The following is a 21169-nucleotide window of genomic DNA, read 5'->3' as shown; positions in this document are numbered from 1 at the left end:
GGCGGCCTGGCAGATGTTATGATCTGCCAGGCCGCCGCCGTTTGTAGGAATTAAATGCCGAGCTTCTTATTTTCCCGTCAGAAGCTCCACCTGCGCTACTACCTGTCCGATGTATACGCTCAGCGGCAGCTCCTCACAGCCAACCACGTAGTGATTGCATTTGTTCACCGGAATCAGGATTTTCTTAGCCTGGCTGGAGCCGATGGCTTCCGCCATGACCGGAGTGATCTCACCGAGCAGGGAGTTCGGGATTACGATACCGATGGGCCCGATAATAATGTCTGCGCTGCGGCTGGCCACGACCACGGGATTTTCACCGGTTGCACCGGCGTCCGCACCGGCTTTCAGCATGGAGGAGGTGGCGATGGAGTTGGTTCCGATTGCGGTTATTTCAAGTTCCGGATGGGACTTTTTTAACTGGACAATAACGGCGTGTCCCATCTTGCCGCCCTGCCCGTCGATTACGATAATTTTCATTTGTAGGTTCCTTTTCAATGATATATGATTTTCTTATTTATTATAAAACATTCCTGCCGTGTTTACAAGAAAAGGGTATGAATTTTGAAGTGGCTCCCTTTTCCCTGTTTACGGAAGGGGTTACTTTGTAGTATAATATGGAATTATAAATCCAATTTAAATTCCGGAATCGCAGATCCGGCAGTCTGATAACCAATTATTATGTACATAGACCAACAATTACAAAAAACAGGAGGAATACATCATGTATGTAGAAAACAAAAATGTTCCGCTTACAGACTTAGGCGGCGGTGTTGTGCGGAAGGTACTGGCCTACAGCGAGAATTTAATGAATGTGGAGCTGAAGTTTGTAAAGGGAGCGATCGGTGCAAAACACAGCCATCCTCATGAGCAGATTGGCTATATCATATCCGGTTCCCTGTTATTTCAGGAGGAAGGCAAGGAAGACAAAGTTCTGGTAACAGGAGACAGCTATTACGTTGAGCCGGATGTGGTGCACGGTGTGGTAGCGCTGGAAGAGACCATGCTGCTGGATATCTTTACACCAATGAGAAAAGATTTCGTGGAATAAAGAACCATAACAAGGGGGAAGCCCGGGAAACAGTTTCATTTCCCGGACTTCTTCCTTATTTCTCCTTATGAGGCAGTCTGCCGCGTAAGAAGCGTTTCTTTAATTTACTCCAGTTAAACGGTATCACCGGATAGATATAGCTCTTGCCTGCGATCGTCTTGTTAAATACGACAGCACAGACGGATAGTATGACTCCGATGGCAAATCCCCAGTAATTAAAGAGGGCAGTGAGCACCAGCAGGATCATTCGCATGAATTTGAATGCGTAGCCCAGCTCGAAGCTGGCCTGGGAGTAATTGGCAATGGTCACGAAGGCCATATAGAGCATGGTTTCACTGTTAAACCAGCCGGATTTTACGGAGTATTCACCCAGGACGATACCGGCGATAACACTGAGCGGTGTGGTCAGCATGCTGGGCGTATTGACAGCGGCCAGCCTCAGACCATCGATGGCAAATTCCAGTATGAGAAGCTGGAAGATGAGCGGTACATGAGGCGGTTCTGACAATTGAATGAATTCCAGCCAGGAAGGGATGACATTGGGATTCTGCATCAGCACAAGCCACAGCGGCGTTAAATAAAGCGTCAGCACGGAGATTGCCATACGCGAAAGGCGCAGGTATGATCCCGTTACCGGTGGGAAATAGTAATCGTCGGCTTCTTCAATAATATCGAAGACTGACGATGGCAGGATCATGGCGGCAGGCGAGTTATCTACCAGAATGATGATGTTTCCCTCCAGGATGGAGGCGGCCGCAGTGTCGGGACGCTCGGAAAATTTAAACTTGGGAAATGGATTGTACCATTTATGTGGATAAAGGCACTCCGCAAGGCTTTCCTGGTTCATGGTCAAAGCGTCGACCTCCAGCTTGTTGATCCTGTCTTTGATCATGGCGAGGAGATTTTCATCGATCCGGCCCTGCATGTAGCAGAGGGCGATGTCCGTGTGGGAGCTTTCCCCGGCGCTGGTGATCTCCATGGTGAGCTTTGGATCACGGATTCGGCGGCGGATCAGGGCCGTGTTGAAAATAAGTGTTTCCACAAACCCGTCACGGGAACCGCGAAGTACCTTGTCTTTTTCTGGCTCAGACACACCGCGGGCCGGATAGGTGCGGCAGTCGATGGTGAAGCAGCTGTCATACCCGTCGATGAACAGACACGACACGCCCATGAGGAGCTGGCCGATCATCTCGGAATCACTCTTTACCAGTCCAACCTCTCCGTAGGGAAGGTATTTCTTGGAAAATGCGTGAGCGTCTTCCGGCATGGAGTCTTCCTTCAGCGTCGAAAATGCCTGGAGTATTTTGAGCCATACCTCATCCTTGGTGAAGCCATCTATAAAATAGAGACAGGCCTCCCGCCCACCCACATGGATGACTCGGTAGACTACGTCGAAATTCGTGTCCACATTCAATTTTTCTTTCAGATAAGACATGTTATCAGAAAGCTTACTGGAAAAGTCCATATTATGGTCTCCTTTTTTTACTGTTTTGGTAGTCCGCGGATTATGCGGCAATGAAAGGGAATTAGCGATATAGAAAGTATGCGCATTTTTGATGAAAATATGTTTCATGAAAACATGTACGTATGACAAAGACGTTTTTGCATACATTGTAGAAAAAATTGCGATAATGATTCTTCCAGCCCGACCCTTTTTTGGTGAAATACACTAAAATGATTGACTTTTTCCATTATTGATGTTATGATTGTCCATGTGAGAAGCACAAAGGGGTGCCTTGCGTGTATGATTTCAGGCATGGGGATGCCAAAATTATAAGAACTTAATAATGTGACGGTTTTAGATCGTGACGAAGAACTGCTTTCTGTGGGGGATAAGCAGTTCTTTTTTTGTAGTAGAAAAGTACTCCTATTACATAAAAAGCCCTCTGGGCAGGAGGTGCACTGTGCGCCAAGAAAATATGGCTGCTGAAGCGACCGCGCTCCGGCGCGCGAGCCCGGCTTGCCGGACTCTTTCCTGGTCCCTGGAACGTTTGCGACCAGGGAATCACAGCAAGTAAAATCAAGCATGAAATGCTCCGTGGCTTTATAATAACGGTAGGGTGGTTGAAACAAGGAGAACAGACGAATGTACGAGTGGCAGAAACAGATTCAAATCTTTGTCGATGAAATTGACAAATGCATCAAAAATTATAACGATGAAGCTTTGACACTGAGCTTTCTTTCCCGCAGTCTCGGTTATTCCGAATTCTATACGACGAGAAAATTTAAAGAGATATCGGGTATGCAGTTTCGGGATTACTTAAGGCTGAGGAAATTAGCCTTTGCACTAAAAGAGGTCCGGGACAGTGATAAAAGCTTTTTGGATATTGCGCTGGATTATGGCTTTTCGTCAAATGAAGCCTTTACCAGGGCCTTTAAAGGGACTTATGGCATGACGCCCAGTGAATACCGCAAAAACCCGAAGCCAGTTGTTCTGCGTACAAAAATAAACCCTTTCGACCGCTACTTATTAGGATTAGGAGAAATTGGCATGATGAAATCTACCGATGATATTAAAATTTATTTTGTAACCATACCCGCACACAAATTTCTGCACATTAAAAATTATGAGAGTAATGGGTACTGGGATTTCTGGCAGAAACAGAATCAGATTCCGGGCCAGGATTACGAAACCATTTGCGGTTTACTCGACAGCATTAAGGGGAAATTAGACGATGAGGGCGGAAGCGAACCTAACTGTGGAAGCGGCCAGATCATGGCCTATATTAACGACCCGGAAGGCAGACTCTGCGACTGGGGAATCCCGCGCACCGAGTGTCACGGCGTACGGCTTCCTTATGATTATAAAGGTGAGATACCGCCGCAGATGCTGTTCATTGATGTCCCCGAAGCCGAGTATGTCGTCTTTGAACACGGCCCCTTCGATTATGAACAGGAAAACCGCAGTGTTGAGGAAAAGATTGAAGCGGCAATGGCTGCCTTTGATTATTCCGGCACCGGCTACAGCTTTGATACCACACCGGGCAGAATAACATACTTTTACTTCAATCCGGAACAGTATTTTAAGTATATCAGACCGGTGAAAAGGTAGAGGCATGTCTACCTCAGCGCGGCAAAACGGATTCCATCGTACGTAAAAGAATTTCCATATGCAAAGAGATCAGGATTTTCAAAGATGAACTGGATGAAGAAGATAATATTCAGATCAGGGTCTTCCGGCTTTTTGAAATAGGTTTCATTGTCGATTAAAACGATAATCGTATATTCTTCCAGATGAACGTGTGTAACCCGGTAATCGTCGGAATCGAGATAATCCAGCATCTGTTCAAATTTTTCTTTGGGCAGTTTCGTCTCATGCTGAATCTTCGTGACGACCATCTTAAATCTTTCCATAGGTACCTCCTCATTGTGCCTGCAGTGAAGTTCGCAGAGCCTAATGGCAGTGTGCCTTCAGAAATTGAAAAAAACCGCCGGAACCTAATCGATTAAGGATTCCCGGCGGTTTCGCCATGGAGACAACAGGGCTCGAACCTGCGACCTTCTACACGTCAAGCAGATGCTCTCCCAGCTGAGCTATATCTCCATATCGCTATTTTAATCGAAAGGAGCAAAAAAATCAATAGTTAGAATAAAATTTTTTAAGTTGTCTTAATTTGTATTGATGGAAGTGAGAATTTTACATATAATAGCATTAATGCGTACTTAAGGAGAGGAGTTTTTTACTATGTGGAGGAAGTTAAGAAAGAACAGGCGTTTTCGGATATTTATGACGACAGTGGCGGTCATCGGTTCGGCGCTGCTTCAGACATTTGTTATTCAGGCGTTTATAAGGCCGGCTGGGCTGCTGTCCGGCGGATTTACCGGAATAGCGATCCTGATTGACCGCGTGACGTCCCTGTTCGGAATCAATCTGTCAACTTCCCTGGCCATGGTGATTTTGAATATTCCGGTGGCCTGGGCCTGCAGCAAGAGTATCAGCCGGCGGTTTACATTTTTCTCACTGCTCCAGGTATTTCTGGCCAGCTTATTTTTGAAAATCTTTCACTTCTCACCGATCTTCGAGGACGTGATCCTGAATGTGATCTACGGAGGCGTGCTGTATGGTTTCTGCATCGTCCTGGCGCTGAGAGGCAATGCCTCCACAGGCGGAACGGACTTTATCGCCCTCTACGTATCCAATAAGACGGGAAATTCCATCTGGACGTCTGTATTTGTGGGAAATGTGGTGCTTTTATGTATCTTCGGAGCTATCTTCGGATGGGATTACGCGGGATATTCGATTCTGTTTCAGTTTGTGTCCACGATGATCGTATCCACCTTCCATCACCGCTATGAGCGGGTGACACTGCAGATTACGACCTCCAAAGGCCTGGAGATGACGGACGCCTATGTAAAGATCTTCCGGCACGGCATATCCTGTGTGGATGCCATCGGCGGATACAGCAAAAAACACATGTACCTGCTTCACACCGTGGTGTCTTCCTACGAGGTGGCAGATATCATCACCCTGCTTCATGAGGTGGATGAGCATGTGATCGTCAATATGTTCCGGACCCAGCAGTTCTACGGCGGCTTTTACCGTGCTCCGATGGAGTAGGCGGAACCTAACGGTTCCGCCTGCGAAATCCATACCAGTGGTGTTTCTTCAGCTTGGAAAACCAGTTAAAATAGAAGAAGAACAGGATCGAAGTGATGACCCATGTCAGCGGGTAGCTGAAAATAACGGTCTGAATCGTCGGACGGAGCGGTACTGCAGCCCAGATCCAGACGACACGGAGTGCACAGACGCCCAGACAGGTGATAATCATGGGAATCCAGCAGTCGCCGACGCCTCGCAGAGAACCGGAATAAATCTCGATGCAGACGTAGGTGAAGAAGGTCGGAACCAGATACTGCAAGATCTCGGTTCCTTTTTCGATAACCGCCGCGTCCGTGGTAAACAGCAGATAGATATAGCTGCCGCCCCAGTAGAGCAGGACGCTTAACAGGAAGGTGGCGGCAAAGCTCATGGCCAGACACACGCGAACCCCCTTGTGAACCCTGTCCTTTTTCCCGGCGCCGTAGTTCTGTCCAACGAATGTGGTAACGGAGATGCCGAAGGCGTTGATGATCATCCAGAACACGCTGTCGATCTTTCCGTATGCGGTCCAGGCAGCAATGGTATCGGTTCCGAGCGCATTGACGCTGGACTGGATAATCACGTTGGAGGCGGAGTACATGACGGACTGAAGACCCGCGGGGAATCCGATCTGGATAATCCGCTTCAGCATGTCCAGATCCAGCCGAATAGACCGGGGGATCAGATGGTACGACTCCTTTGTCTTCATCAGCACGATGATGACCAGTACGGCGCTGACCAGCTGGGAGATGATGGTAGCCAGCGCGGCTCCCATGACGCCCATATGCAGGTAGACGACGAAAACGATATCCAGTACAATGTTGGTAAAACAGCTGGCAATCAGGAAGTACAGCGGTCGTTTCGAGTCCCCGATCGCCCGCAGGATACCGGCTCCCATGTTATAGATCAGGTTGCCGATGACTCCCAGAAAATAGATTCGCATATACAAAACCGCGTGATTTAATATATCATCCGGTGTTCCCATGGCGGATAAGGCCCACGGCGCGCCTGCCACACCGATGACCATGAGGACAATGCCTCCCACGATGGAAAATGCAATCGACGTATGTACCGCCCTGCTCACCCGGTCCGGCTGTTTCGCACCGTAAAACTGGGAGATAATTACGGTGGCACCGGAAGAAAGTCCTACGAAGAACCCCACAAGAAGATTGATCAGGGTTCCCGTAGGACCTCCTACGGCTGCCAGCGCTTCCTTTCCAACGAACCGCCCTACAATCACGGCATCGGCGGTGTTATAGAGCTGCTGGAAAAATGTTCCAAATAAAATTGGAAAGAAAAACAGAAGAAGCTGTTTCCAGATCACTCCTTCTGTAATTTGATTCTGCCCCATGACACTCTGTGTCCTGCTTTTCTGACTCATATCCCGTTCCTCTTACTGTAAAATAATTATGTATTCTGATCTCATTATACAGGGAGAAAAGAGAAAACACAATCCCCATACCATATTCTTATTTTGCAATTTCGGCTTTGGTCAGCGCCGTGTCGACTGCTTTTAAGAGGACGGTGGATGTGTAGCGTGTCTCATCGGAGTAGGAGATGTTTTTGGTGGACTGATTTTTTACAATCTGCTCCGAGAGAGTGTCCATGGCCGGCTGCATCAGCGGATACATGGTGGTGACCGCTTCGCTTAAGGGAACGAGGGTGACCGATGTAATTTTATCCGCATCCACGGTTACCTGTACGTTGACATCCTGGTTATTCAGCGTGATCGCGGAAGAGTAAACTCCGGGCACATAGGTGGCCACTTCTCCGGAAGTGGGAACGGTATCTTTTTTCGGCCGGAACATGATGAGAAACAGGGTGATTAACAGTATTCCGAGGCCGACAAAGATGGCGGTGTAGATGATTTCTTTCATCCGCAGTACTACAATTTTTGTTTTAGAGCTCATATTAAAATAAGGTCCTCCGAACGGGTTTTGATATAGTGTATTCTGCTTGAGGGCGGTTTATGAATAGACGGCAGGAGCACCTGCATTTAAAAAGAGAAAGGGCCGTATTTTGTTTGCGAGGAGAACTGTTGTTCTTAAAACAATGGACTTGTACATCAAAATATAGTAAAATATAGTTGGATAGCCATTAAAATGTGAAGGGCTTGAGAGGGAAGGAGCAACACGAAAGATATGTCCATACAGTTATTAACAGGCGGTTCCGGTTCCGGAAAGACACACCGCCTGTATACCGATTTAATCAGGGATTCCATTGAGAATCCGGACACGAAGTATTTTGCCATTGTCCCGGAGCAGTTTACCATGCAGACACAGAAGGAGATTGTGACGCTGCATCCGAACCACGGCGTGATGAATATTGATATTGTCAGCTTCCAGCGTCTGGCGTACCGAGTTTTCGAGGAGCTTGCCATCGTAAACCCGGACGTCCTGGACGATATGGGAAAATCCATGATTCTGAGAAAGGTGACAGGAGGTAAACAGAAGGAACTGCCTCTGTACCAGTCCCATCTGAATCAGAACGGCTTTATCGGCCAGTTAAAATCCATGCTTTCAGAGCTTTACCAGTACGGCATTACGCCGGAAATGCTGGACGCGAAGATCCCGGAGACCACCAGCCCCATGCTCCGCCAGAAGCTGGAGGATATTTCCGTCATTTACAAGGCGTTTAAGGAGTATATCAAGGACCGCTATATCACGACGGAGGAGATTCTGGATGTGCTTTGTAAGCACCTGCCGGAATCGAGGCTGATCAAAGATAGTGTGATCACTCTGGACGGCTACACGGGCTTTACTCCGGTCCAGTACCGCCTGCTGGACCTTTTTCTCCGTTACAGCCGCCGGGTGATCGTGACTGTGACCATCGATCCATCCGTGGCGGAGGGGGGGAAGAGGGGCGTGCAGGACTTATTTCACATGAGCAGTGAGATGATGGATAAGTTAAACGCACTGGCCCGCCAGAATCACGTAAAGCGGGAACCGGATATCGTTCTCGACGACCATCCGGCTGTCCGGTACCGCAGCGGAGTAAAGCAGCAGATGGAGCAGCCGGCAGCAGACACGCCGTCCCATTCGGCGCTTGATTTTCTGGAGCAGAACTTATACCGCTACAGCGGCCGTGTGTATTCCGGCAAAGCGGAGGAGATCCGCCTGGTGCAGGCGGTGAATCCAGCCGGGGAGATCTCCCACGTGGTTCGTCAGATCGGAAAACTGCTGCGCGAGGGATACCGGTACCGTGACATGGCCGTTATCACCGGTGACATCGGAAGCTTTGCAGGAGAGCTGATCCATCAGTTTGATGCGTCGGAGATTCCGTACTTCCTGGATGACAAAAAGAGCATCCTGAAAAATCCCATGGTCGAGCTGGTGCGCGCGGCGCTGGAGACGATTCAGAAGGATTTTTCCTACGAAACCGTGTTCCGCTACTTAAGAACCGGCCTTGTGACGAAGCCGGAGGATGAGCGCAGGCTGGACCGCCTGGAGAACTACGTGATCGCCATGGGAATCCGGGGATTAAAGCGGTGGAATACCACCTGGGAGGGCTGGTACCGCGGCGGCAGGGACTTAAATTTAGAGGAGTTAAACCAGCTCCGGGAAGAGATTATGGCGCCTCTCACGGCGTTTATCGAGGCGTTCCGGGAAGAGGGAAGGACGGTGCGCACCATGACGGAGGCCGTGGTCCGGCTTCTGGAGGCGCTCTCAGTGGAGGAGAAGATGCTGGCCAGAGAGGCCTCATTTCGGGAACAGGGAGAATTTGGGCTTGCCAAAGAATACGGTCAGGTGTACGGCCTCGTCGTCGATCTGATGGACCGTCTCGCCAGGCTCTTAGGGGACGAGAAGGTGAGCCGCAGGGAGTACGCGGAGATTCTGGACGCGGGTTTTTCCGAAATCAAGGTAGGCCTGATCCCGGCGGCCGTGGACCGGATCGTGGTGGGCGATATTACGAGAACGCGTCTCGACCATATCAAGATTCTGTTTTTTATCGGTGTAAACGATGGAATCGTGCCGCAGAAGAAGGAAAACAGCAGCCTGTTTACGGATAAGGAACGGGAATTTTTAGGCAGCCATCACATTGAGCTGGCGCCCACCGTACGTGTGGAGAGCTTCCGTCAGCGGTTCTATCTGTATCTCGCTTTAACGAAGCCGGCGGAACGGCTTTATCTCTCCTTCTCGGCCATGGATGCGTCGGGAAAGAGCCTGCGGCCATCGATATTGCTGGGAGAGTTAAGAAAGCTGTTTCCGCAGCTGACCGTTGTGGCCGCATCGGATGAAGCGGCCGGCGTGCCGCTCTCCATCCGGGAAGCCAGGGGACGGTTGACCCACGGCCTTCGGAACTTCGAGATGACCCGGGAGGATTCGGAATTCTTGGAGCTGTTCCGCCATTTTATGATGGATGAGGAGCAGAGAGAGAACGTAAAAAGACTGGTAGATGCGGCATTTTACGCCTATGAGGAGCGTGGAATCGGGAAAATGGCGGCGAAGGCGCTGTACGGCACGGTGCTGGGCGGCAGTGTCACGAGGCTGGAACAGTACGCGTCCTGTGCCTATGCCCACTTCCTGAATTACGGTCTGGAGCTGGCAGAGCGCCAGCAGTATGAGCTGGCGGCTATGGACATCGGTAATCTGTTTCACGATTCCATCGACCTCTGTTTTAAGAAGATGAAGGAACAGGGAGGCGACTGGAAGACGATCGGGGAAGACGAGAGAAAGGCTCTGGTGCATACCGCCGTGACCGAGGTGACTGAGGAATATGGGAATACGATCTTAAAGAGCTCTGCCAGAAATGCCTATCTGGCCCGCAAGGTGGAGAAGATCACGGACCGTACCATATGGGCGCTGGCGGAGCAGCTGAAGAAAGGCGATTTCACGCCGGTAGGATTCGAGGTGTCCTTCTCAGCCGCCGATAATCTGAAGGCCATGAAAATCGCTCTCTCCGAGGAGGAGGCGCTTCATTTGAGGGGCCGTATCGACCGTATGGACTTGTGCGAGGATGAGGAACACGTCTATGTGAAGATCATCGATTATAAATCCGGCGGGACTTCCTTCGATCTGACTGCGCTTTATTACGGTCTGCAGCTGCAGCTGGTGGTCTATATGGACGCGGCCATGGAGATGGAGGAACGCCGCAATCCGGACAAGGCTGTGATCCCGGCCGGTATTTTCTATTATAATATCAACGACCCGGTGATCGACCGGGAAGGAGACATGACCCCGGAGGCCATCGACAGGCGGATTCTAAAGGAACTGCGCATGAACGGTCTGGTAAACAGCGAGCTGGAGGTCATCAGCCATCTGGACCACGAGATTGAGACGGAATCCGATGTCATCCCGGTGGCGATGAAGAACGGCCTGATCCAGGAGGCGAAGTCATCCGTAGCGGGAGGAAACCGGTTCTCGGCCTTAAAACGCTATGTCAATGAGAAGCTGAAGACCGAGGGACGCGAGATCCTGGAAGGGGCCGTGGCGGTGAACCCGTACAAGCAGGGAAATAAGACGGCCTGCGACTACTGCCCGTACCATGCGGTGTGCGGCTTCGATTTAAAAACCTCCGGGTTTGGCTTCCGCAAATTCAAACCACTGAAATCAGAAGAAATATGGCCGGAGATAGAAGGAGAGCAGCAGGATGGCGATTAACTGGACAAAAGAACAGAAGGCGGTCATTGAAAGCAGAAACCGCAATCTTCTCGTTTCCGCGGCAGCGGGCAGCGGAAAGACAGCGGTTCTGGTGGAGCGGATTATCCGCATGATCACAGAGGGAGAGAATCCCCTGGACATCGATCAGCTTCTGGTTATGACATTTACGAAGGCGGCGGCGGATGAGATGCGGGAGCGCGTACTTCTGGCCGTCGATGAAAAATTGAAGGAGGACCCTGAAAACGGTCATCTGCAGATGCAGGCGGCCATGATTCCCTACGCCCGGATTACGACCATTGACAGCTTCTGTCTGGGAATCATCCGGGAGCACTATAACCAGCTGGACATCGATCCGGCTTTTCGTGTGGGGGATGAAGGGGAACTCCTCCTGCTTCGCGGCTCCGTGATGGAACAGCTGCTGGAGGACTACTATGAGGCCGGGGATGAGGAATTTTCCCGGTTTGTGGAGACGTATGCCACCGGCAAATCGGACCGGGGCATCGAGGATCATATTATGGCTGTCTACAACTTTTCCGGAAGCAATCCGTGGCCGGAAAAATGGCTGGAGGCCTGCGAAAAGGAACTGGAGGACTACGAGGAGGGAAGCGACGACAGGCTTATGGAGACGGAGTGGATGCGCTTCCTGATGTGGGATGTCGCCATGCAGACAGGGGAATTCTGCGCCCAGCTGAAGGAGGCGCTTGCCGTCTGTGACGAGGAAAACGGGCCTGCGGCCTATATCCCCATGCTGACATCGGATTTGCGCATGCTGCAGGCGATCGGGAACGCAAAGGATTACGGCTGCCTTAATGAACTGTTAGGCAGCGCCTCCTTCGACCGCCTGGCCTCCATCCGGAGCAAGGAGATCGACGCGGATAAGAAATCGTTTGTGACCGGATGCAGGGACCGGGTAAAGAAGGCGGTCGGAAAACTCCGTGATTTATACTGCTTTGAATCCATTGAGACCGTGGTGCGTGACTTAAGGGGTACCGCGGGTGCGGTGCGGATGCTGCTGAGACTGGCCGGAGAATTTCACGACCGTTACCAGGAAGCCAAGCAGGAAAAGAACCTGGTGGATTTCGGGGATCTGGAGCATTATGCGCTGGAGGTGCTTCTGGAAGAGACGGACGAGGGAGAACGAACCCCGTCTGCCGCCGCCGACGAGCTGAGCCGCCAGTTTGAAGAAATCCTGGTGGATGAGTACCAGGACAGCAACGACGTGCAGGAGGCGCTGATCCACGCCATTTCCAGGGAACGGTTCGGGACGCCCAACGTGTTTATGGTGGGCGACGTGAAACAGAGTATCTACAAATTCCGTCTGGCAAGGCCGGAACTGTTTTTAAAGAAATACGAATCTTATCCCAGAGAGGACGGCCTGTATCAGACGATTGAGCTGCACCAGAATTTCCGAAGCCGGGACAGTGTGCTTTCCGGCATTAATGAGGTATTCTATCAGATCATGACGAAAGGTCTGGGCGGAATTCTCTATACGGAAGACGCGGCTCTCCATCCCGGCGCGGTATTTGAACCGACGGAAGAGATGGTTGGAGGAAAACTGGAACTTCATATGGTCAACACGGGAGGCGGACTGTTAAAACAGCTGGAGGCGGATCCTGCGGACGATTATACGGCCCACGAGATGGAGGCCAAGCTGATCGCTGCCCGGATGAAGGAACTGATAAATCCTGAGACCGGGTTAAAGGTCTGGGATAAGAAGGAAAAGCGCTACAGGACCGCCTGTTATGGCGATATGGTTATCCTTCTGCGCAGCTTAAGCGGATTTGCTGAGGATTTCGTCAACATCTTAATGAATGAGGGAATACCGGCCTATGCGGAGCGGAGAACCGGCTACTTTACGGCAATTGAGGTCGAAACGGTGCTGTGCTTCTTAAGCATCATCGATAATCCGATGCAGGATATTCCGCTGGCTGCGGTCTTAAAGTCCCCCATCGTGGGAGCCACGGACGAAGAATTGGCCCGCCTTATGGCCGTGTTCAAGAGAACGGCGAAAAAGGGACAGGACAGGGGAATCTACGGGGCGTGGATGTATTATCTGGAAAACAGTCCGGAGGATGAACGGGAGGGAGCGCTTTACGGAAAGCTCGCGGCGTTTTCCGATGAACTGGCAGAGTACCGCCGCATAGCCGGCTATCTGTCCATCCATGAGCTTCTGTATATCATCTATGAAAATACCGGATATTACGATTATATCGCGGCCATGCCAGCGGGAGAGGCGAGACAGGCGAATTTGGACATGCTGGTGGAAAAGGCGTCAGCCTATGAAAAGACCAGCTATTCCGGGCTGTTTCATTTTATCCGCTATATCGAGAACTTAAAAAAATATGACACGGACTTCGGGGAAGCCGCCCTGGCCGGAGACGAGAATACCGTGCGGATTTTGAGCATTCATAAGAGCAAGGGACTGGAATTTCCGGTAGTCTTTCTGGCGGGCATGGGCAAGAAGTTTAATAAACAGGATTTATATGGAAAGATCCTCATTGACCCGGATCTGGGAATTGCCACGGATTATCTGGACTTAGAGCTGCGAGTCAAGACACCGACATTAAAGAAGAATGTCCTTCGGCGGCGCCTGGAGCTGGAAGCATTGGGAGAAGAACTGCGTGTTCTCTACGTGGCTATGACCAGAGCGAAGGAAAAGCTGATTATGACGGGCACGGACCGCTATCTGGATAAGAAACTGGAGCGTTTTTCCGATATTAAGAGAACGGCCGGGCAGATTCCGTTTACCATCCTGTCAACGGCGGATTCGTTTTTGGACTGGCTGCTCATGAGCCTTTCCGGAAAACTGTCGGAGTCGGCGCTTCTGTCGGACGCGGGAGCGGAAACAGGCCTGATGACGGTAAGGTCTTATTCCGTGGCCGATCTGGTAGGCGTGGAGATCGAACATCAGGCGGAAAAGAAGCTGTCTAAGGAAGAACTGCTAAACTTTGACTGCGCCCGTATTTACGATGAAGCGTATGCCGCAGGCATATCCGCGGCCTTTGCATACCGTTATCCCCATACCGCAGACATCGGCCTCCACACGAAGCTTTCCGTATCGGAGCTTAAGAAACAGGGCCAGCTGATCGATGACGAGGAGAGCACCTTCCTGCCTACGATTCCGGCCTTTCTGCTGGAAGAAAGCGGGAAAAAGGATCAGGGCGGCGGCGCATTCCGCGGAACCGCCTATCACCGTGCACTGGAACTGTTAAATTTCCCCGGTATGAAAACCATTTCCGATGTGGAGATGGCACTGGATACATTCCGCAGGGAGAAGTACATGGACGAAGTGAGCCTGTCCCTTCTGGATGCCGGAATTTTATGGAATTTCTTAAGCTCCCCCCTTGGCCGGCGCATGAGTGCCGCGCAGGCCAAAGGCCTCCTTTACAAGGAACAGCAATTCGTCATCGGAATTCCGGCCCGCGAGATGGAGGTCTGCAGTTCCGATGAGCTCGTCCTGATTCAGGGAATTATCGATGCATATATGGAAGAGGAAGATGGCCTCGTCCTGATCGATTACAAGACCGACCACGTGGTGAGAGGCCGCGAATCCCTGCTGACAGAGCGGTACGGGATCCAGCTGGAGTACTATAAGCGTGCGCTGGAACAGATGACGGGGAAAAAGGTGACGGAGAAGATTATTTATTCGCTGACGCTGCAGGTGGAGATTGTGCTTGAGTAGGAGACAGTGTATGAAAATCAAACGGGAGCTGCAGGCTGGACGTTATAAGAGCAGGACAAAGAACAATAATTCTGACAATGAGTGATTGGATGGTGATATCTAGTGGCTGAAAGTAAGAACAACAAATTGCAAATCCGAAATAGTACTGTAGATTCCCTTGTGTTTACGAAAGATGCCCATGAGGACGGAATTGAAGTTCGTGTCTAAGATCACGATGTTTGGCTGACACAAAAGGCGATTGGTCAGCTTTTCGATGTAGACAGAAGTGTTGTTATAAAGCACCTCAAAAATATTTATGAGAGTTGCGAACTGTCTGAGGATTCAACTTGTGCAAATTATGCACAAGTTGCGGATAACGGCAAAACTTATCAATACAAGTTCTATTTTTTGTCTGCCATTATCGCTGTTGGTTATCGCATCAACTCCGCCAAAGCAAAGGCAAAGTGACTGCAACTATTGCAAAAGCCTTAGCAGAGAGCGAATTTGAACAATACAGAGTCATTCAAGATCGTTTGTATCAAAGCGACTTTGACAGGCTTGTTGCCAGCGCCGAGGAGAATAACTGATATTCCCGGCGGTTGCGATTATTGTTCAGGCGGCGCGCCTGTTTCATTTTGGCCTGCCGCCATTCGTGACTCAGTCATGTTCGCGTCCTCCTGAAATGAAATATGCTCTAAACAAGCACCTCACTAACCATGAGAAAAATATGATTAAGAAGTTGCTTAGAGCATATAACACCGGAATTTGGATTCCGAACTAAAAAAGAATTAGTGTTGCTAAAATATTTTTATGTGCTACAATGATAATAGATAAAATCTATAAATAAGGGAGCGGGGAAAACATGATACCAGACAACGAAGTAAGGCTGACACAAATGACAAAGACAGCGGGCTGTGCTGCCAAGATTGGTCCGGGGACTCTGGCGGGGGTACTGGAGAATCTTCCAAAGGCTGAGGATCCGAATCTGCTGGTGGGAATCGAGACCTCCGACGATGGAGCCGTATACCGGGTGAACGATGAACTGGCGTTCATACAGACGCTGGATTTCTTCACACCGGTGGTGGACGACCCCTATACGTTCGGCCAGGTAGCGGCGGCCAACGCATTAAGCGATATTTATGCCATGGGCGGAGAACCGAAGGTGGCGCTCAATATCGTGGCCTGGCCCAACTGCGTCAATCCGGCATTTCTCGGTAAGATTCTGGAGGGCGGAGCCTCAAAGGTCGCGGAAGCGGGAGCGGTCCTGGCAGGCGGCCATTCCGTTCAGGATGATGAGCCGAAGTACGGCTTAAGTGTGACGGGATTCGTCCATCCGGACAGAATTTTTAAAAACTGCGGCGCAAGACCAGGCGATGTGCTGATTCTGACGAAACCACTGGGAACAGGTATCGTCAATACGGCGGTGAAGGCGGATATGGCTTCCGAGGAGGCGAAGGCGGAGGTGATCCGGGTTATGACCTCCTTAAACAAGACGGCCAAGCGCGTGATCGAACAGTTTGACGTGCACAGCTGTACCGATGTGACCGGGTTCGGCTTAGCAGGTCACAGCGTCGAGATGGCGGAAGGAAGCGGTGTGACTCTGGAAATCCATATGTCGGATTTACCGCTTCAGAAGGAAGCTCCGGATCTGGCAAAGATGGGGCTGATTCCGGCGGGAGCTTACAGAAACCGTTCGTTTGTTGAGAATAAGGTTGATTTCGGGGATACAGAGGAGTTTCTGTGTGATATTTTCTGTGATCCTCAGACCTCGGGGGGACTTTTAGTCAGCGTCACACCGGAGGATGGAGAAAAGATAACGGCCGGGCTGCGGGAAGCCGGTTTGGAGACTGCGTTTGCGGTGATTGGCTGTGTGAAGGAACTGGAAGATAAATTCGTGAAACTGAGGTGAGATTATGATCTATCTCGATAATGCCGCCACCTCGTACCAAAAGCCGGAGGCGGTGTATCAGGCGGTACAGGAGGCCATGTACCATATGGGAAACTCCGGCAGAGGAGCTCACGGCGCATCCCTGGATGCGTCCAGGCAGATCTATTCTGCCAGAGAGCTGCTGGCGGAGCTGTTCCATGCGGGAGACCCATCCCGGGTGGCGTTTACGGCCAATTCCACCGAAAGCCTGAATATGGCAGTCTTCGGCCTGTTCGGACCGGGAGATCACGTAATCACCACAATGCTGGAACATAACTCCGTTCTGCGTCCGCTCTATCTTCTGGAAGAAGCCGGACTGGAGCTGACGATTCTTCCCGCTGATCAAAATGGCTGCATCTGCTACGAGGATATTGAAAAGGCAATCAGACCCAATACGAAAGGAATTATCTGTACCCATGCCTCCAACCTCACCGGAAATATGGTGGATATCGGACGGATTGGGCGCTTCTGCAGAAAGAAAGGCCTGCTTTTCGTTGTAGATGCTTCCCAGACCGCAGGCGTGTTCGACATTAATATGGAAGAAATGGGAATTGATGTTCTCTGCTTCACCGGGCACAAAGGCCTGCTCGGCCCTCAGGGAACGGGAGGAATCTGCGTGCGCCAGGGTGTTGCTGTGAGACCTCTCATTGTGGGTGGAAGCGGAGTCCACAGCTATTCAAAGTCCCATCCGGAGGATATGCCGACTGCTTTGGAGGCCGGAACTTTAAACGGTCACGGAATTGCCGGACTTTACGCGGCTTTACGCTATATTCAGGAAACTGGCATGGAGCAGATCAAGGAAAGAGAGCTATCTCTGATGAGGCAGTTTTACGATGGGGTGAGAACCATTCCGGGAGTGACCATTTATGGCGATTTTACGGGGCAGAGGGCGCCTATCGTGTCACTGAATATCCGGGATTACGATTCCGGTGAGGTGGCGGACGAGCTGGCGTATCACTACGAGATCTATACCAGGGCAGGCGCCCACTGTGCGCCTCTGATGCATCGGGCGCTGGGGACGGAGAGCACCGGAGCCGTCCGTTTTTCCATGTCACACTTTAATACGGAAGCCGAGATCGACGAGGCCGTCCGCGCGGTACATGAAATTGCAAACACGCTCTAGTGCCTCCCGGCTTAAATACGCCTTATATAGTGCCTGATATCTGCGTCAGGTGTGCAACTGGCGTAGAGAGCAGGTGCTATGCATGGTGTATTTACGCCGGGCGGCACTAGTACGGACTACTGGAATTCCGGCTTCTGACAGGGGGAAATGTCTATGAATCTGAAACAACTGGAGGCCTTTGTCTGCGTGGCAGAGGTGAAAAACTTTTCTCAGGCCGCCAAGAAACTGTATCTGACCCAGCCTACGGTCAGTGCCCATATCCATTCGCTGGAAAAGGAGCTGGGGGCCAGGCTGTTTATCCGCACGACGAAGGACGTGGAATTATCACCGTCCGGGGAACTCCTGTACGACAATGCCAGAAAAATGCTGCAGCTGGAGAAAAATATTCTCCGCGATTTTACGAGGACCGATACGCCGGGCGTTCAAAAGATAACGGTGGGAGCTTCCACTGTTCCAGGGCAGTATATTCTTCCCCAGATCCTTTCTCTGTTTTCCAGGACGTATCCCGGTAATCAGCTGGAATTAATGGAGGCGGACAGCCTGGAAGTAGTGCGCATGGTGTTGGATGGGAAGGTGGAGATCGGCTTTACCGGTACGCGGCTGGAGGATCCGACCTGTGTGTTTGAGCCGTTTTACTACGACCGCCTCGTGGTAATTACACCAAATGTGGAGACATACCGGGAATATGAGAAGACCGGCTTTCCCATGGAACGTTTCTATGAGGAGAAATGGATTGTCCGGGAGGACGGATCCGGAACGCGAAAGGAAACGGAACAGTATTTGAAGGAACACGGCGTAGATTTAAAACGTATGAACGTGGTAGCTACAATAAGCAATCAGGAGACCATCAAAAAATCGGTCAGCACCGCCATGGGAATTGCCATTATCTCCAGTGCCGCGGTGGAAGATTATGTGGCTCAGGGGCAGCTTCTGCGTTTTCCTCTGGCAGAGGGCGATATTTACCGAAAACTTTACATGGTCTGGAGTAAGAGCAATAAGCCTGGCAAGGCGGCCCGGCTGTTCATACAGTTTGTTAGGGAACTGTATGCTTACTTATAGATAAAATCTATAAGCGTAATACGATTATCAATTAGACAGAGGTCCCTTTCTTTGCTACACTGATTTCATAAAATTTACGTAACAATTCAGAGCGGCGGGAAAATTGGCGCAAAAGCGGACGTTGAGCTTGCTCATAAGACCGTCTTTGCACCAATTTTCACATCGGATGAATATCCGGTGTTTCTTGAATGGCTGTATCCTTCAAGAAGATAAGCCGTTCGGAATTGTTACAGTGAAGAAAAGGGGGACAACATGAATTTGACGGAATCAAAAAAAACACTGGCGTTATCAGGGGTAGTACTGGGTATCGTTGCGGCGGCTCTGGCCTTCTTCGGAAACCCGAAGAATATGGCGATCTGCATCGCCTGCTTTATCCGTGATACGGCGGGGGCCATGAAATTACACCAGGCGGCGGTGGTGCAGTATGTGCGGCCTGAGATCGTCGGAATTGTGGTGGGAGCGTTCTTGATATCTCTGATCACAAAAGAATACCGCTCCACGGCAGGCTCTTCACCGATGATACGGTTTGTGCTGGGGATGATCATGATGATCGGCGCCCTAGTATTTCTGGGATGTCCGCTGCGTATGCTGATCCGTATGTCGGCAGGCGATTTGAACGCCTACGTGGCTCTGGTTGGCTTTGTGGGCGGCGTTTTTACCGGAACAGCCGCACTTAAGAAGGGCTTCAGTCTTGGAAGATCTTATGAATCAAGAAGCGTCAGCGGATACGTTCTGCCGGTCCTTTTGGTTATCGTACTGATCTTGAGCGTGACGACGACTCTGATGGCAGTCAGCGAGAAGGGGCCGGGAAGTATGCACGCGCCGGTTCTCATTGCACTCGTGGGAGGGCTGGTATTCGGAGCGGTCTCACAGAAATGCCGGACCTGCTTTGCCGGAAGCTTTCGAGATGTGATTTTAATGAAAAACTTTGATTTGATTACGATCATCGGAGCATTTTTCGTAGTAATGCTTATCTTTAATATTGCAACCGGAGGGTTTAAGCTTTCCTTTGACGGTCAGCCGGTAGCCCATGCACAGCATTTGTGGAATATACTCGGTATGTATGTGGTTGGATTTGCAGCCGTCCTTGCAGGCGGGTGTCCCCTCAGACAGCTGGTGCTGGCGGGACAGGGATCTTCCGATTCCGCTGTTACCTTCCTGGGAATGTTCATAGGCGCGGCTCTCTGTCATAACTTTGGACTTGCCGGCGCGGCAGCAGCGGCAGCGACGGACGCTTCACCAGCGGTAGCCGGAGGCCCGGGAATGGCTGGAAAAGCAGCGGTTATCCTCTGTATCGCGGTGCTGTTTGTGATTGGTTTTCTTCCGGGAATTCAGCGGGAGAAAAATAGAAGAACAGAAATCAGAGATCAGAGATCAAAGATCAAAGGTCAGAGATCAAAGGTCAGAGATTGGAGATCGGAGATCAGAAAGTGCAGAGAACAGATCAGGAGGAAACCCACATGTACGAAGTAGATGCAAGAGGCTTATCGTGTCCGGAACCGTTAATGCTGGTGTCGGATGCATTGAAATCCCATCCGGGAGAGAAATTGAAAGTTCTGGTGAGCGAACCGCATTCCAGAACGAATGTAGAGAAGTTTGTTAAGAGCAGAGGACTTACCGTGCTGGTAAAAGAGACTGGTTCGGATTTCGAACTGACGATAGAAGGATAGAAATTAATGAGGCAAAAGGAAAATAAAGTGATCGTGACTTTCCACACAACGGCGGAAGCGATTGCGATGGAGAAAGCCTGTTTAAACGGCGGAATCCCGGGCCGTCTTATTCCGGTCCCGCGCCAGATTTCCTCCGGATGCGGATTGGCCTACTGTGCCGCCGCAGAGCTGGAGGAAATGATTTTAAAATATATGAAGCAAAATGATATGCATTATGAGGCGGTTGGTGTGTATCTGATCTGATTCGATTCGATGGAAGCAAATGAGGCGGTTTGATGCGGAAAGCAGAGAGCAGTAAGCAGAGAGCTGAAAGCAGTAAGCAGAGCGCAGAAAGCAGAGCAGAAAGCAGTAAGTAGAAAGCAGAGAGCAGAGAGCAGAGAGCAGAAAGCAGAAAGCAGAAAACAGAAATCAGAAATCAGAAAGCAGAAATCAGTAAAGTAGAGATCAGAAATCATAAAACAACCAACAACCAGCAACCAACAACCAGCAACCAGCAACCAAC

At 50.6% G+C, this 21169-nt stretch carries 15 protein-coding genes, 1 tRNA gene and 1 pseudogene; 11 read left to right on the top strand and 6 right to left on the bottom strand.

Annotated elements, in window-relative coordinates; genetic code table 11:
• Positions 1-66: 66 nt before the first annotated feature.
• The gene (locus tag H8S80_RS23430) at positions 67-477 is read right to left on the bottom strand and encodes a DUF3842 family protein (protein ID WP_002602660.1); all 411 of its coding nucleotides are present in this window, start codon (positions 475-477) and stop codon (positions 67-69) included.
• Between the two features lie 244 nt (positions 478-721).
• Between H8S80_RS23430 and H8S80_RS23425 the strand changes: the two genes are divergently transcribed.
• Positions 722-1048, top strand: coding sequence for a cupin domain-containing protein (locus H8S80_RS23425; protein ID WP_002602661.1), 327 nt, complete (start codon positions 722-724; stop codon positions 1046-1048).
• A 55-nt stretch (positions 1049-1103) separates the two neighbouring features.
• Here H8S80_RS23425 and H8S80_RS23420 read toward each other — a convergent pair whose 3' ends face one another.
• Complete coding sequence (locus H8S80_RS23420; RefSeq protein WP_002602662.1) at positions 1104-2513, bottom strand: spore germination protein; 1410 nt, start codon at positions 2511-2513, stop codon at positions 1104-1106.
• A gap of 621 nt (positions 2514-3134) precedes the next feature.
• Between H8S80_RS23420 and H8S80_RS23415 the strand changes: the two genes are divergently transcribed.
• On the top strand, positions 3135-4100 hold the full coding sequence (locus H8S80_RS23415) for a helix-turn-helix transcriptional regulator (protein ID WP_117632248.1): 966 nt from the start codon (positions 3135-3137) through the stop codon (positions 4098-4100).
• 8 nt (positions 4101-4108) lie between these two features.
• Here the strand turns inward: H8S80_RS23415 and H8S80_RS23410 are convergent, their stop codons facing one another.
• Entirely contained in the window at positions 4109-4402 is a 294-nt protein-coding gene (locus tag H8S80_RS23410) for a hypothetical protein (RefSeq protein ID WP_117632249.1), read from the bottom strand.
• A 117-nt stretch (positions 4403-4519) separates the two neighbouring features.
• A tRNA-Val gene (locus H8S80_RS23405) sits at positions 4520-4592 on the bottom strand.
• A 141-nt stretch (positions 4593-4733) separates the two neighbouring features.
• On the opposite strand from H8S80_RS23405, the gene H8S80_RS23400 reads away from it, so the two are divergent.
• Positions 4734-5606 carry a YitT family protein gene (locus H8S80_RS23400; RefSeq protein WP_110322515.1) on the top strand — a complete coding sequence of 291 codons (873 nt, stop codon included), beginning with the start codon at positions 4734-4736 and terminating at the stop codon, positions 5604-5606.
• A gap of 7 nt (positions 5607-5613) precedes the next feature.
• Here H8S80_RS23400 and H8S80_RS23395 read toward each other — a convergent pair whose 3' ends face one another.
• Both H8S80_RS23395 and H8S80_RS23390 read right to left on the bottom strand, forming a co-directional pair.
• Positions 5614-7008 carry an MATE family efflux transporter gene (locus H8S80_RS23395; protein WP_117632250.1) on the bottom strand — a complete coding sequence of 465 codons (1395 nt, stop codon included), beginning with the start codon at positions 7006-7008 and terminating at the stop codon, positions 5614-5616.
• Positions 7009-7096: 88 nt separating this feature from the next.
• A complete protein-coding gene (locus H8S80_RS23390) occupies positions 7097-7537 on the bottom strand; it encodes an FMN-binding protein (protein WP_002602667.1) in 441 nt (146 codons plus the stop codon).
• A 231-nt stretch (positions 7538-7768) separates the two neighbouring features.
• Between H8S80_RS23390 and addB the strand changes: the two genes are divergently transcribed.
• The 8 genes and pseudogenes from addB (at position 7769) to H8S80_RS23345 (ending at position 20910) form a co-directional block, all read left to right on the top strand.
• On the top strand, positions 7769-11227 hold the full coding sequence (addB, locus tag H8S80_RS23385; RefSeq protein ID WP_117632251.1) for a helicase-exonuclease AddAB subunit AddB: 3459 nt from the start codon (positions 7769-7771) through the stop codon (positions 11225-11227).
• On the top strand, positions 11217-14909 hold the full coding sequence (addA, locus tag H8S80_RS23380) for a helicase-exonuclease AddAB subunit AddA (protein WP_117632252.1): 3693 nt from the start codon (positions 11217-11219) through the stop codon (positions 14907-14909). The genes addB and addA overlap by 11 nt, the downstream gene beginning before the upstream one ends.
• An 841-nt stretch (positions 14910-15750) precedes the next feature.
• Entirely contained in the window at positions 15751-16797 is a 1047-nt protein-coding gene (selD, locus tag H8S80_RS23370) for a selenide, water dikinase SelD (RefSeq protein ID WP_002602672.1), read from the top strand.
• A gap of 4 nt (positions 16798-16801) precedes the next feature.
• Positions 16802-17938 carry an aminotransferase class V-fold PLP-dependent enzyme gene (locus tag H8S80_RS23365; RefSeq protein WP_117632253.1) on the top strand — a complete coding sequence of 379 codons (1137 nt, stop codon included), beginning with the start codon at positions 16802-16804 and terminating at the stop codon, positions 17936-17938.
• A gap of 153 nt (positions 17939-18091) precedes the next feature.
• Complete coding sequence (locus H8S80_RS23360) at positions 18092-18997, top strand: selenium metabolism-associated LysR family transcriptional regulator (protein WP_117632254.1); 906 nt, start codon at positions 18092-18094, stop codon at positions 18995-18997.
• A 252-nt stretch (positions 18998-19249) separates the two neighbouring features.
• A pseudogene (yedE, locus tag H8S80_RS23355) lies at positions 19250-20362 on the top strand (YedE family putative selenium transporter); the annotation flags it as partial.
• Positions 20363-20457: 95 nt separating this feature from the next.
• Entirely contained in the window at positions 20458-20667 is a 210-nt protein-coding gene (locus tag H8S80_RS23350; protein WP_117632255.1) for a sulfurtransferase TusA family protein, read from the top strand.
• Positions 20668-20673: 6 nt separating this feature from the next.
• A complete protein-coding gene (locus H8S80_RS23345) occupies positions 20674-20910 on the top strand; it encodes a putative Se/S carrier protein (RefSeq protein ID WP_117632256.1) in 237 nt (78 codons plus the stop codon).
• Positions 20911-21169: the final 259 nt, after the last annotated feature.

Source organism: Hungatella sp. L36 (assembly GCF_014288035.1).
This window is presented reverse-complemented; position numbering and strand designations above follow the sequence as displayed.

What these genes read in the sequence shown, in the direction of transcription:
- H8S80_RS23430 (WP_002602660.1), bottom strand. Translation starts at nt 477, where the DNA reads ATGAAAATTATCGTAATCGACGGGCAGGGCGGCAAGATGGGACACGCC.
- H8S80_RS23425 (WP_002602661.1), top strand. Translation starts at nt 722, where the DNA reads ATGTATGTAGAAAACAAAAATGTTCCGCTTACAGACTTAGGCGGCGGT.
- H8S80_RS23420 (WP_002602662.1), bottom strand. Translation starts at nt 2,513, where the DNA reads ATGGACTTTTCCAGTAAGCTTTCTGATAACATGTCTTATCTGAAAGAA.
- H8S80_RS23415 (WP_117632248.1), top strand. Translation starts at nt 3,135, where the DNA reads ATGTACGAGTGGCAGAAACAGATTCAAATCTTTGTCGATGAAATTGAC.
- H8S80_RS23410 (WP_117632249.1), bottom strand. Translation starts at nt 4,402, where the DNA reads ATGGAAAGATTTAAGATGGTCGTCACGAAGATTCAGCATGAGACGAAA.
- H8S80_RS23400 (WP_110322515.1), top strand. Translation starts at nt 4,734, where the DNA reads ATGTGGAGGAAGTTAAGAAAGAACAGGCGTTTTCGGATATTTATGACG.
- H8S80_RS23395 (WP_117632250.1), bottom strand. Translation starts at nt 7,008, where the DNA reads ATGAGTCAGAAAAGCAGGACACAGAGTGTCATGGGGCAGAATCAAATT.
- H8S80_RS23390 (WP_002602667.1), bottom strand. Translation starts at nt 7,537, where the DNA reads ATGAGCTCTAAAACAAAAATTGTAGTACTGCGGATGAAAGAAATCATC.
- addB (WP_117632251.1), top strand. Translation starts at nt 7,769, where the DNA reads ATGTCCATACAGTTATTAACAGGCGGTTCCGGTTCCGGAAAGACACAC.
- addA (WP_117632252.1), top strand. Translation starts at nt 11,217, where the DNA reads ATGGCGATTAACTGGACAAAAGAACAGAAGGCGGTCATTGAAAGCAGA.
- selD (WP_002602672.1), top strand. Translation starts at nt 15,751, where the DNA reads ATGATACCAGACAACGAAGTAAGGCTGACACAAATGACAAAGACAGCG.
- H8S80_RS23365 (WP_117632253.1), top strand. Translation starts at nt 16,802, where the DNA reads ATGATCTATCTCGATAATGCCGCCACCTCGTACCAAAAGCCGGAGGCG.
- H8S80_RS23360 (WP_117632254.1), top strand. Translation starts at nt 18,092, where the DNA reads ATGAATCTGAAACAACTGGAGGCCTTTGTCTGCGTGGCAGAGGTGAAA.
- H8S80_RS23350 (WP_117632255.1), top strand. Translation starts at nt 20,458, where the DNA reads ATGTACGAAGTAGATGCAAGAGGCTTATCGTGTCCGGAACCGTTAATG.
- H8S80_RS23345 (WP_117632256.1), top strand. Translation starts at nt 20,674, where the DNA reads ATGAGGCAAAAGGAAAATAAAGTGATCGTGACTTTCCACACAACGGCG.